Annotated in this window: 12 protein-coding genes; 5 read left to right on the top strand and 7 right to left on the bottom strand. The window is 35.2% G+C overall.

Features of this window, described 5'->3' with window-relative positions:
• The first annotated feature begins 7 nt into the window (after positions 1 to 7).
• Together LGQ02_RS05775 and LGQ02_RS05770 are read left to right on the top strand one after the other, a co-directional pair.
• On the top strand, positions 8 to 568 hold the full coding sequence (locus LGQ02_RS05775) for an RNA polymerase sigma factor (RefSeq protein ID WP_226517257.1): 561 nt from the start codon (positions 8 to 10) through the stop codon (positions 566 to 568).
• A complete protein-coding gene (locus LGQ02_RS05770) occupies positions 549 to 1,433 on the top strand; it encodes a hypothetical protein (protein WP_226517256.1) in 885 nt (294 codons plus the stop codon). The genes LGQ02_RS05775 and LGQ02_RS05770 overlap by 20 nt, the downstream gene beginning before the upstream one ends.
• A 111-nt stretch (positions 1,434 to 1,544) precedes the next feature.
• Here LGQ02_RS05770 and LGQ02_RS05765 read toward each other — a convergent pair whose 3' ends face one another.
• The gene (locus tag LGQ02_RS05765; RefSeq protein WP_226517255.1) at positions 1,545 to 3,485 is read right to left on the bottom strand and encodes a S8 family peptidase; all 1,941 of its coding nucleotides are present in this window, start codon (positions 3,483 to 3,485) and stop codon (positions 1,545 to 1,547) included.
• Positions 3,486 to 3,926: 441 nt separating this feature from the next.
• Here LGQ02_RS05765 and LGQ02_RS05760 point away from each other — a divergent pair, with 441 nt between their 5' ends.
• On the top strand, positions 3,927 to 5,204 hold the full coding sequence (locus LGQ02_RS05760) for a helix-turn-helix transcriptional regulator (protein ID WP_226517254.1): 1,278 nt from the start codon (positions 3,927 to 3,929) through the stop codon (positions 5,202 to 5,204).
• A 166-nt stretch (positions 5,205 to 5,370) separates the two neighbouring features.
• On the opposite strand, the gene LGQ02_RS05755 is transcribed toward LGQ02_RS05760, so the two are convergent.
• The 3 genes from LGQ02_RS05755 to LGQ02_RS05745 form a co-directional block, all read right to left on the bottom strand.
• Positions 5,371 to 5,979, bottom strand: coding sequence for a hydrolase (locus tag LGQ02_RS05755; protein ID WP_226517253.1), 609 nt, complete (start codon positions 5,977 to 5,979; stop codon positions 5,371 to 5,373).
• A 188-nt stretch (positions 5,980 to 6,167) separates the two neighbouring features.
• Positions 6,168 to 6,935, bottom strand: coding sequence for a DUF4181 domain-containing protein (locus LGQ02_RS05750; RefSeq protein WP_226517252.1), 768 nt, complete (start codon positions 6,933 to 6,935; stop codon positions 6,168 to 6,170).
• Between the two features lie 810 nt (positions 6,936 to 7,745).
• A complete protein-coding gene (locus LGQ02_RS05745) occupies positions 7,746 to 7,895 on the bottom strand; it encodes a hypothetical protein (RefSeq protein WP_226517251.1) in 150 nt (49 codons plus the stop codon).
• 919 nt (positions 7,896 to 8,814) lie between these two features.
• Between LGQ02_RS05745 and LGQ02_RS05740 the strand changes: the two genes are divergently transcribed.
• Together LGQ02_RS05740 and LGQ02_RS05735 are read left to right on the top strand one after the other, a co-directional pair.
• On the top strand, positions 8,815 to 9,039 hold the full coding sequence (locus tag LGQ02_RS05740) for a hypothetical protein (protein ID WP_226517250.1): 225 nt from the start codon (positions 8,815 to 8,817) through the stop codon (positions 9,037 to 9,039).
• Positions 9,040 to 9,538: 499 nt separating this feature from the next.
• A complete protein-coding gene (locus tag LGQ02_RS05735) occupies positions 9,539 to 10,189 on the top strand; it encodes a hypothetical protein (RefSeq protein WP_226517249.1) in 651 nt (216 codons plus the stop codon).
• Between the two features lie 122 nt (positions 10,190 to 10,311).
• Here the strand turns inward: LGQ02_RS05735 and LGQ02_RS05730 are convergent, their stop codons facing one another.
• The 3 genes from LGQ02_RS05730 to LGQ02_RS05720 all read right to left on the bottom strand — a co-directional run bounded on the left by LGQ02_RS05730 (position 10,312) and on the right by LGQ02_RS05720 (position 12,229).
• The gene (locus LGQ02_RS05730; RefSeq protein ID WP_226517248.1) at positions 10,312 to 10,566 is read right to left on the bottom strand and encodes a hypothetical protein; all 255 of its coding nucleotides are present in this window, start codon (positions 10,564 to 10,566) and stop codon (positions 10,312 to 10,314) included.
• 28 nt (positions 10,567 to 10,594) lie between these two features.
• A complete protein-coding gene (locus LGQ02_RS05725; protein WP_226517247.1) occupies positions 10,595 to 10,987 on the bottom strand; it encodes a hypothetical protein in 393 nt (130 codons plus the stop codon).
• Positions 10,988 to 11,278: 291 nt separating this feature from the next.
• Positions 11,279 to 12,229 carry an aldo/keto reductase family protein gene (locus LGQ02_RS05720; protein ID WP_226517246.1) on the bottom strand — a complete coding sequence of 317 codons (951 nt, stop codon included), beginning with the start codon at positions 12,227 to 12,229 and terminating at the stop codon, positions 11,279 to 11,281.
• Positions 12,230 to 12,326: the final 97 nt, after the last annotated feature.

Raw genomic sequence — 12,326 nt, 5'->3', positions numbered from 1 at the left:
GGAAAGCATGAACGAAACAACTGAAAAAATGTGGATCCGTGATGCTCTCAAAGGCGATGACGAAGCTTTTCGAGGTTTGATTGATGCATACTATGCAACAGTTGAACGATTTGCTAGACAAATAGGTGTTCGAGAAGAAGATTTACAAGATGTCACCCAAGAAGTTTTTATAAAAGTCTACCGGTTTTTAGATAAATACTCTCGTGGGAAATTTTCAACGTGGCTTTATAGTGTCACCTTAAATGTTTCGAAAGATTTTTTCAAAAAAAATAAACGAGAGAAACAAAAACTAAAAAAAACAATCCAAAATCATCCGCCACAATTTTATGAGGAGAACTTAGATTTATCGGAAGACGCACAAATCTTACACGATACTCTCCAACTAATGGATGAAAAATATCGAATTCCGATCGTACTGTTTTATTTTCACGAGGCATCGATTCAAGAAATTGCCGCGATTATGAGCATGAGAGAATCAACGATAAAAACAAGACTAAAACGTGGGAAAGAGCGACTGCGCAAACAGTTAGAGGAAGGAGGACATTTCCATGAGTCACGAGCGTTTTAATAAAGGGATGGATGAATTAAAAAAGAAATACAATGAATCACCAAGTAATACATCGTCTAATGAGATTTTCCAAGCTGTCAAAGAGGAAAAACAAAAGAAAAAGAGATTTCGATCTTGGCCAGCTGTTGCTGCTTCAATCGCAGCACTATTTATCGGAGCAGTATTAACTGGATCATTATTTACAACAGAAGAAATTAGCCAAGATCCTGGCAATGACTCTGGCAGTCGAACTGGAGACTTGCTAGAGGATGAGCAAAACGAAAATACGGATACACCAGATCAGACCAGTGATGATGAAAAAGAACCTACAGCAAATGAAGAAGGTACAGAAGACGCTTCAAATAAAACTGATGAGCATGCCTCAGACGTTCAGCATCGTGAAAAAACTGTTGTTAGGTCTGTTTATCCTGAGGGACAAGAAGATCAATATACGTTCAACTTACATGTCAGTGAAAACCTTCGTTTTTCAACGTATATTGAAGAGAAGATGATTTATGTAGAAGAATTAACAGAAGACGGTGCAGTTGAAACGTTCTATCCTGACTTTGCTGGTTCGGGTGAAATCTTTTCAGAAGAGACGTACATTCAAGTCTCCCAGATCTCTGATCACTCATTAGATAAATGGGAAGATGAATTACTCGAGCAGAGTCAAGCTGAAGGGTATGAACAGCACGAATTATATTCACCGGAATTTGAGTACGCAGATCGTCAAGGGCTTCTTATAAAAGGAGATCTTCAAAAGTATTATGCTCTTATCGAACATGAGGAAGGAATCTATTCTATTAAAACACAAATGACCGTTGAATTTGCGGATGGCGCATTGCCATTCATGATGAAGATCTTCGTTGATGAATTAGTGTTTTAAGAGAGCAACATTACAAATTGAACCTATGAAAAAACCCGGCAGCTATTTTTGCTGCCGGGTTTTACGTAATATTAGACTTTTTTTTCCCTTAAATTCCATTAAGTAATTTCATTAATAAATATGAAAGCTCGTTGTGTCAGAACTACTTTCATAGTTAGTGAGTGTTGTTTCCGCAAGAACATGATACTCCCCTACAGCTGTATTCGAAGAGGTAGATAACGTCCAAGTTGCAAAACCGTTTGAATCCGTTGTTACTGTATTACTAATAGTAGACCCATTTGGGCGTGTAATCGTCAAATCAACAGTTGCATTAGCTAGTGCCTGCCCATCAGAATCTGTTACTTCAGTAGATACTGTTACGTTTTCTCCTCTATAATACCAGCTATAATTCGTGGAGACCGTTGTTACTGTTTCATTACTCTGCGCTTCTCCGAACGTGATCACAGTAGAATCAGAGCTTGGTTCGTAGCCTGTTAATGTCGTTTCAGCGAAGATATTATAATCCCCTAAAGCAGTATCGTCATTGGAACCAATTGTCCATGATGCTATTCCTGATGAATTCGTGGATACGGTATTTTCTACTGTTGAACCGTTTGGACGTGTAATTGTAAAAGTAACTGTTGCCCCTTGTAACGCACTGTTGTTTCCATCTACAACGGTAGCAGTCATTGTCACATCATCACCGCGGTCATACACTTCCTTATCAGTTGAAACGGTAGTATGTGTTACATGATCATCAGGTTGTGTACCACCATCACCACCAGCTAGTTGAACAGCTGCATATGCATCAACAATCCCATGTCCGTACTCATAGAAACTACCTGCATTTTGAGCCGTATCTTGTAAAATGCTTCTTGCCTCGGATACAGTGATGTCAGGGTTTACAGCTCTCATTAAACCAGCAACGCCCGCAACATGTGGAGATGCCATCGATGTACCTGACAATGTCGCATACTGTCCATTTGGATAAGTACTATAAATATCGGATCCTGGCGCCATTAATTCTAAACCATCCCCATAATTGGAAAAGCTTGATCTAGTACCACTTGATGTTACAGACCCTACGGCAATTGACCCACTATATGCTGCAGGGTAGGAGATATTTGAACTAGAATCATTTCCAGAAGCTGCTACAACGATTGTACCTGCGTTTACTGCAGTTTGAACCGCATCATCCATCCCTTGATTATAACCGCCGCCACCTAATGACATATTCATAACATCTGAGTTAATATCAGCAGCATATAAAATTCCTTCTTGAATGCCATATAGCGTACCACTTCCATTGTCATCTAATACCTTTACTGAAACAAGGGATGCTTCTTGCATAACACCAGATACGGAACCATAACTTGCAATTGTTCCTGCAACATGCGTCCCATGTCCTTGTCGATCCTCTGCATCTCCACCAACAAAACTTCTCCCTAAACTAGTATCAACAAGGTTACTCAGGTTCGGATGACTAGAGTCAATACCAGTATCTAATACAGCCATGCGAACATTATTACTTCCTGTAGTAATGTCCCAGGCTTGAGGTGCGTTAATCATTTCATAATGCCACTCTTGATTGTCGTGCATACTCACTGATACATCGCCACTAACAACTGCTTCTTCCAACACATGCATTTTCATATTTTCTGTCACATATCTCACATCTAAATCAAGGTCTGTTAATGCATCATCTAGTACATTTTTTGCTTGATCTGTAGATTCATAAGCATTAGTCGCATACTCTATTAAAAACACGAATCCCATACTCTCTTCAGCATTTCTTCTAAACTCTTGACTTAACCCTTTATTTCCATCTCCAAGTAAGGAATCTACTACCTCAAACCCCTTCTCTTTTATTGCATCATCATTCAATATATGGTTTGGGCTATTTATAGAACGTCTTAGATCTGCTATTGATTCACTGCTTACTGATATGACCAACTGCCCTTCAATATAGTCATGGTCGATTGTTTCAATTGGTCCTTCTTGTGCAAATGTTGTTCCTGCAAATAAGGATACCAACATCAATATCATAATAGATAGACTCAGTAATTTTTTCATTGTATAACGACGCCTCCGTTTTTTGTAATTTTCAGAAACTTGAAGTTATTTTTCACCTTTTCCCACGCTACTACACTAGTTTTCTAGAAAACTGAACACCTCTTTCATTTTTGCTAGAAAAGCTTTCGTACATCACCGATAAAAAGTTCGTTTAGGAATCCATCCAACATTTTGATGATGTACAATGACCATCCACCTCTTGAATGATGTACAAAAGCTTTAAGCAATTCGTCATAACTCATTGTATCAGCAACTTCTATTTCTTGTTATTGGGAAAAATATAAACGATTATTTTGTAATACTAGGTAAAATTATTTATTTTTTCACAATATTTGGTTATCTTATTGATTCTCACTCTTGTCCATGAGTATGATGTTAATTGTACAATTCACCTAACGTGTTATATAGCCATGAAATCTTTTAAAATGGAGGTTCCGCTCAATGATTGGAGAAAGAATTTACTATTTTCGAAAGCTTAATGGACAAACGCAAGAGCAGCTTGCTCATGGTATTTGCTCCATTTCTCATTTAAGTAAAATTGAAAATGGTCATGAAACACCTGGCCCTCACATCTTAGAGCATCTATGCAAAAGGCTAAATATTTCTCTCAGAATTGTCGACCCTCAAGAAGCAGTAAACTCAATGAATAAACAGTTAGACTCCTGGTATAACCACCTTTGCAATCGTAATATCGAAGAATCCGCCAGACTATACAGTGTGTTATGCAAACAAGTGGAACTAATCGAAGATCCGAATACGTTACTGAAGTATAAATTGTTCACGTTAAAATACACCCTTTTAAATCAAAAATTATGTAAAGCCACGCATCTCGTTAACGAATTAAAAAAATTTAAAGGGAAGCTAAAGACTGATTTAGCATTTTATTACTTCTATATCTTAGGGTTGTATCACTTCAAAAAAGGCGAGTACTTAAAGTCTTTAAAGCACTATATAAAAGCGGAAGAATCTGGAGAAGAATTACGAATTGAAGCTCCTGAATTATATTATCAGTTAGCGGTTGTAAACATGGAACTCTATCGTACATATTACTCAACGAAATATGCGAATCATGCACTGATGTTATTTAATGACAATTGCAATTATGTTCGAAGTATTGAGTGTCAAAATATCTCCGCCATTAACGCGATCCGAGTAAATCATTTTACAGAGGCTGAGAAGCACCTTTATAATGCATTTCACGTATCCCGCTTATTACATCAAGAGGAAGGAATGAGCTGGACGTATTGCAACTTTGGTTATTTGTCTTTTAAACAAGGAGAGTTAAAAGAATCGATTAGTTACTATGAAAAAAGTTTAGATACTAATTTGGAAAAGCAAGGAGAAAAAAACATTATAACTTACTACAGAATTGCACGTTCTTATTATGAGCTTAATGACATTAAGACAGCCAAGAAGTGGATAGAAAAAGGACTGGCTTCTGCAGAAGAACTGAATAATACGGAGTTTACGTTTCACTTCAAAGTTTTCCAAACTAAGCTTTCAAATAATAGTCATAATCATTTGGAAGATTTATTAAAAAATAAAGTGATTCCTCATTTTCAAGATAAACAAATATGGTTTTATGTGGCTAAATATGCAGAAACTCTAGCAGAATTTTACGCACAGCAGTTTCAATATAAAACTTCGGCACACTTCTTTAAGTTAGTAAATGAAGCACAAAAAAGGATTTATTTAGAACCAGAACCTCAACCTGTTTAATTAAAATAAGTGATTATTATATGTTCACCTACAAGCGCGACTTCGAAAAAAAAGCTAAAAAAATGAACACGCTGGCATTCTGCTGCTCGCGTGTTTTTTCTCCCTCACTTTTTCAGCTATCTCTTTAACTATCGTAAAACATGGAAGTTCAATAGACAAAAATACCTTATTTATTTAAAATTTTTATACAGTTTAACCCCTTTTCTACTGAAGTCTCTATATAACCAATAATCTGTTCAAGTGTGAACACTGTTAGTGGCTGTTCAAGATCATCCCTACAATAATCCATATCAACTATTACATAAGGGACGAATTTCTTTATATCGTTAGATTTTACCTCTTCTGTCTCAATGATTGTCCCGTTTTTATTTAATGCTTCATTTAATTGTTGTGTGCATCCATAGTAATCTAGCAATTTTCCGTTAAGTAATCGAAAATCATTATGGTATCGGTTGAATATGTTTTCATCTACTTCCATTCTGTTTTTTAACCAAGGTAAATAAAAGCCTTTCAGCCAAATGTCATCTGCAATTAAGTGAGTATAGTATCCTTGTATAAAGTGGGAATCTTTATTAAATCTATATTTATGTATGAATTCCTCGTAGTCAATATATCGAGAATAGTCTTTCACATTACCTTTGTAAAAATGTGATAAGTCTTTAGGTGAAGCCGCATCCGCTGCAATGCCCCCTAAAAGGAATGATGTTTTATCCTTTATCGATAATTCATCTGCAATTCTATTTGCAATAACTAAGTGCATTATTCTTGAACCCAATTTAATCCCCCGCTTTTCGTTTTCTTTTTAGGCTCTTGAAAGACAACCACATGTTAAAGTAACGGCTTGTTCCGCTATTAGGTCCATTTATTGAATAGACGCGAAATGAAGATTTGCCAAAGGAGGTATTATAAATTTTTTATCATGATAGCCTTACAAAAATTCAGCATTTCTAACAATTTTCCTCATCAGTATTCTTGAATGTTTCCATCGTGAACTGTTTCCCAACCTTTAATCTCTCTTTCTATAAATCGTTTAAGTTTATTTTCGCCAATTACTTCATACCTTTTTCCATGTTCTATGAATAACGAGAAGCCATCAGTTCTCATATTAAAGCTTGCTCTATTATTATCAGATTCTGCAAAGAAATATATTGTATATTGTACAGGTGAGAGTACATGACCATTTTTCCTTAATTCCATTTCTGAAGATTCACTTAAGAATTTTTTTATCAATTTCTTATCTGCTATCGTCACTTCTTTCTTTAAAAGATTAGATTCATCATATTCACGATGTTCAATTGTTATTTCATTGATTTCCTCATTCATATTTTGAATATCTGAAGTAGCTTCTTTAAATGTTGTCAGTGCCATGTCATAATTGACATGAAAGGTAATAAGAACTGCGACTAAACTAACGACCATTAAAATAAACGAAGCAACGTGCTTTGTCCCGTTTAAATACTTCCATTCTATGAATGATTGAAAACTAAAACCTAACATAATAAATATGATCAGGAACATTCTTAGTTCTTCATAATTTTTTAAATCAATCACGAAGATAACTAGGACAGCTGCCATAAGAAAAATAATACCTTTTCCCCAGCGTTCTACTTTGTCTCCACTTGTCTCTGATACTTTGTGAAAATCTCCCGTCACTAGCCATTTATCAAGTAAATAATTAAGTATTGGTATGATAAAGCTAAGGATCGATAAAGATAAAAAAAGTGGATCCATTGTACCCCCTCCCTTAAATAGTAATACCTATTAAAATTAATAAAGTAAAAGCAATAATTGATTTTTTCGCAATCAGACGTCCTTTTAAGTTATTTAACGAGTCTTTATTATTTCTATTTCAATTTTAACACCGACCCCCTTCCGTTTGGGATAAGAAGGAAAAAAACATCACTATATGAAGTAATGCTCTTCGTTAATGAGTTTTATATTTGCTGCTACCTGAAAATCCCCATAATTTAACAATGAATATTATTATACATATAAGCATAGTTTCGAGTGAAAAAACGGAGCGGCTGAAGCTTCTTCGTATGAAACTCCATGTTTCGATTTCTCCTACATATATATCCAAGTCATACCCTCACACCTTGATATTGAAGAATCGTCTCCAGCTGTGAGAGCTTCTTCAACTCTCACCCTCTTCATTTTAATACCATTTTGCAGACCGAAAGATGATTACAGCCACAAGAATGTACCAGCTGTGCCATGTTTTTTACCAGCAGTTGCCACGAAATTTACCACTCGCTGTCACTATGTTTACCAATAGAAGAACGTCAACGGTTTTGAAGTGAAAAAGCCTAATCCTCATATACGAAGGGATTAGGCTTTCGGTTTACTCTATCGCGACAATTGTGGATTATTATTTTTAGTGAATAGTATGGTTGTACTATGCACCAAAATGTCCTGTTATAAATGAATGTCTTGTTCAACATAAGCACCCGTTCTTATAAATTATTTCATTGACCTTGCCACTTCCAACATTTAATAAGAAAAACATAGGGAGATTTTAATCTTCCTATGTTTTCATTCAAATTATTTATCTGTTTGTTTTTGCTTCTTTTTCAAATACTCCGCACGTATTTTTTCAAGTTGCTGCTTTTTATCAAATTTGGCAGGCCTCTGTTTTTCATGAAACTTTGTCACAGCTACCTGAGCTTTTGTATCCAATTGATATTTCCCCACTTTGTTCACCTTCTTTTCTTGTCTTTAAAGAGAATTTATTCAACAAATATAATATACCTTATTTTACTGAAATAAACCTTATTACTTTATTATGTACTGCTAACTTCGCATATATCAGTAAAAACAATAAGTACTTGAATCAATTTCACAACTCAAAATAAGATGTGAAATTCCGAATGATGGGCGTGAACTTCACTTCAGACGGACGCTTTCCCGAGGGCTTGACTTCAGCTAACTTAGGCGGTAACTCTTTGCCTAAGTGGATCTTCAGACTGCGCTGATCCTCCGGGAGTCGCCGTCTTTTGTTACGTTCACTTCGAAATAAAACGTATATGTAATGAAATATTTATAATATCATTCGTTTCACTGCGCAAAAAACGGAATTATGAAATTGATTCACATAGTAAAATAATTCATTGCCAAATGGTATTCATTTCACTGCTATAATCGAAATAAAACGTTTTGACACTTGCATAAGCCTCGTATAAGTCTACTACGTAAGACAATTGTTAATTAGTGTAGTGGTAAACAGTCTGTCATTCTTTAGTACACTTTTTGTCAATTGGTGGTAAATACTGTGTCAGAGGTGGTACATATCGTTTGCCGTATTCAAAAGAGAACGATTTATAATTTTTCCTTTTTTTCACCTCTTATTTTGACAACGTATCCCTATGTTTTTTGTATTATAACCACAATATTATCGAGACTTTACGAGCACACTATAAAAAGATTAGGTCAAGTGGAAGCCATCATAGATTCTAACAACTCAAATACATAGTGGCTGTGACGATGAAAGCTTTGAATGTAGTATTAAGAATCTCCAATGAATTAATTAAATAATAATCATCTGTCGTTGAGGGCAGAACTGAATCTTTCTATAAGGATTATGTAAAGCCCTAGCTTCAAAGGAGAGGAAATAATGAAAAATTACGCTAACATTGTAGATTTGGGTGAAATTATCGTCGTCTCTAAGGTTTTCCAATTAAATACTTATCAAACGGTAACTTTATTAGAAAATGATTTAATCGAAGTATTCGAAAATAAGGAAGCCTTTATAAAAAAATACGGGAATAAGGAAGTATATGACGAATTAGATGATTGGTGTGAGTTAAGTACTGGAAAAATCTTTACTAAACTAAAATAGAGGGGGAGGAAAAAGTTAAGATCCCCCGACAATAACGTGTAGGTTCACCAATAAAATACTTATTGGATTAATGGTAAACGCAAAAGACAAATAAGAGAGCTTAGTTTAACATTTCATTTTTTATTTATCTCCTCAAGTAGTTCAATAATTTTTTTGTTTTGATGCGATTGCTCTCTTAGATAACTAATAATTGTTCCTATCCCAATAATGGCAATAACGATTAGAATCCACATAAAAATCCTCCCCTTCCTAAATGATAGGTCATATCCTTAACTACATGGATAGAAGCATTACCGATGCAATTACGTTTATAGAATAAAGTGAATAATTTTAATTTTAACATATCATACCATTTTTAGTTTTTTTGAGTGGGTGTGCTTATTACATACGATTATGTACTGATTTTCCAAGAAGATGCACTGATGTACATGGAATGTAATTGTAATGATTATAATATGAAATGTGTTGTGTAATGTATTAGAAAGGAGAGAACAGAGGTATGAGAAAAAAAGCATTTCTTTTAGTGCTTATTACAATGATGACTTTATTTGGAGCAGCATGTAACGGTGATGAAAATGGTATCGAAGAACCTGCAGAGACAGAAGACGAAACAACTGTTGAAGATGACGAGACAGTAGATGAAGCGGACGAAGACTCGATCGCTGTTGAGGAAAATATGTTTGATGTCGAAATTACGCTTCCTGCTTCGTTAGTTGAGGATGTCGATCCAGAAGAAATGATTGCAGAAGCCGAAGAGGAAGGCATTGGTGATGTCGTAGTTAACGATGATGGGTCTGTGACTTATACAATGTCTAGGGAAAAACATAATGAATTACTACAGGAATTAAAAGAAGGTACTCACGAAACGATAGAGGAAATAAAGGCTAGCGACGATTACGTGTCAATTGTTGATATAAGAGCGAATGACGACCTTTCCGAATTTACTATAGTTGTTGTTGACCAGGAAACTTATGAAAACAGTTTTGATGGGTTCGCAGCCTTTGGTCTTGGAATAAACGGCATGTTTTACCAATTGTTTCAAGGGGTAGATCCGGACGATTATGAAGTTATCATACATGTCGAGGAAGAAGAATCGGGAGAAGTTTTCAACACCATTAACTATCCAGACGATTTTGAAGAAGTAGAATAACGAAAGAGGATGACTCATAAGTGCCTAACTCTCTCCATCCTTTGCAAGAAATAGATCATATATCTTGCTATGGAGGTACTTGGCACTTTGAATTTGAGTCATCCTCTTATTGTCTACTTATACTACTTAATTTTTTTATTATCAATTTTCCTATTTCTCATAAGTCCAAAGATCACCAGCCCAATTAGAAAAATAAATAAAAGTGTAAATAATATACCATACCCCATTTCTTGATTAGTATAATTTTGATACGCATATATTCCCATTGAAATGGAACTCATTATTAGAGTTAAAATGATTAATGGATGAATTCTTACTTTTTCCAACAAAACTCCCCTCCCCGTCAGCACCATAACAAGACCTACTGGATGTTGCACTAAAGTACTCCTTAGTTGAACTAGAAAACTAAACAGTATAACGAGTATTCCAGCTTGCAGGAAACTCAATTTTATTAGCATAGGCATAGCGAATTAACTGACCATGATGCTGTACTTCATGTTCTAACAAATCAAATAGTAAATGACTGTTCGTTTCATCTATGCTAATATCTTGTAAAAACCTCTCTAAGTTGGTATGAGTTTCTTCCAGTTTACTAATTATTAACGTTTTATTATTACTCTCTAATAGACTACATTCAAATCCATCCCATTGACTTATTTTTAAAGCCTTTAAATAACTTTCTCTTGCCCCGATAATACAATATGCTTGTTCTCCAATTGTATTTGAGGGTACCTCTGATATTCTTAATCTTAAACAACGATCATTCATGTGATGATAAAAGTCGTCTGTTAGACTCAATGCTTGTAAAACCCTTTGTTTTAGTCTATCCATTCCTTAATCCTCCATCTTTCAATTTTGTACAAACCTGCTTCATGACTTCCTTAATCAAGAATTCTCGCTATTAATAAACTACACTTTTTCACAATCTCCACGATTATCTATTAAAACCTTACCATAAATATCCAAACTTTCTACATCACAAAAAGAAAAATTTTGATAAAACATTTCATTTAACGAAAACAAAATGATGGCCAAAAAAACACAGTGAATCCAATTGGGACTACCACTGTGCTCGTATTCTATATTTTTTTATTTACTTAATATATCCTCAAGTTGATTTAACGTATCTTCTGACAATTTGATATGAATCGCTTCAACATTTTCTTTCACTTGTTCTGGCCTACTTGCTCCTATGATCGCACTTGCTACGTTTTTTTGTCTCAAAATCCAAGCAAGAGCTAGTTGAGATAGCTTTACACCTTGTTCATTTGCAATCACTTCTAATTTTTCGACTTTATCAAGCATTTCTTCTTTCATAAAACGCTCAATAAATTTTTGCTGATCTTCTTTCGTTGCACGACTGCCTTTAGGAGGCATTACTCCTTTTTTATACTTACCAGTCAGCACCCCTTGTGCTAACGGTGAGAAAACAACTTGACCAATTCCGTACTTTTCACTTACTGGGATGACTTCTTTTTCAATATATCGGTTTAACATGTTATAAACCGGCTGATTAACAACAATACGGTCAAGGAGACGTTTATCTGCGATACGTACAGCTTCTTCAATTTGCGCAGCTGACCATTCACTAACACCTGCATATAAAATCTTCCCTTGACGAATAAGATCATCAATCGTTTTCAACGTTTCTTCGACTGGTGTATTCGGGTCATAACGGTGACAGTAGTAAATATCAACATAATCTTCACCTAGTCGTTTTAAACTTGCATGAAGTTGTTCGAAAACGTGTTTTCTTGATAACCCGCGATCATTTGGACCCTCACCCATTGGATTAAATACTTTCGTTGAAAGCACATAAGATTCACGGTCATAATTTCTCAATGCCTCACCGACGACTTTTTCTGCTTCACCACGCGCATATACATTGGCAGTGTCGAAAAAATTAATTCCTAAATCATACGCAGTCTCTATTGTCGTCACTGCTTTTTGCTTTTCAACACTATCTCCATATGTAAGCCAGCTTCCTAAGCTGATTTCACTTACTTTTAATCCAGTTCTTCCTAAACGACGGTAATTCATCTTACCTCTCCTTTAACATAGGTTTTTCTGTTACATCCCCTACAAACAAGTGAATGTTTGATGATGCGTATTGAAGCTGTCGCAACCATTACACGAA

Origin of the sequence: Bacillus shivajii (genome assembly GCF_020519665.1) — a bacterium.
Classification (GTDB): Bacteria; Bacillota; Bacilli; order Bacillales; family Salisediminibacteriaceae; genus Bacillus_CA; species Bacillus_CA shivajii.
Note: the sequence above shows the minus strand (reverse complement) of the source record. Positions and strands in the feature narration are given on the sequence as shown.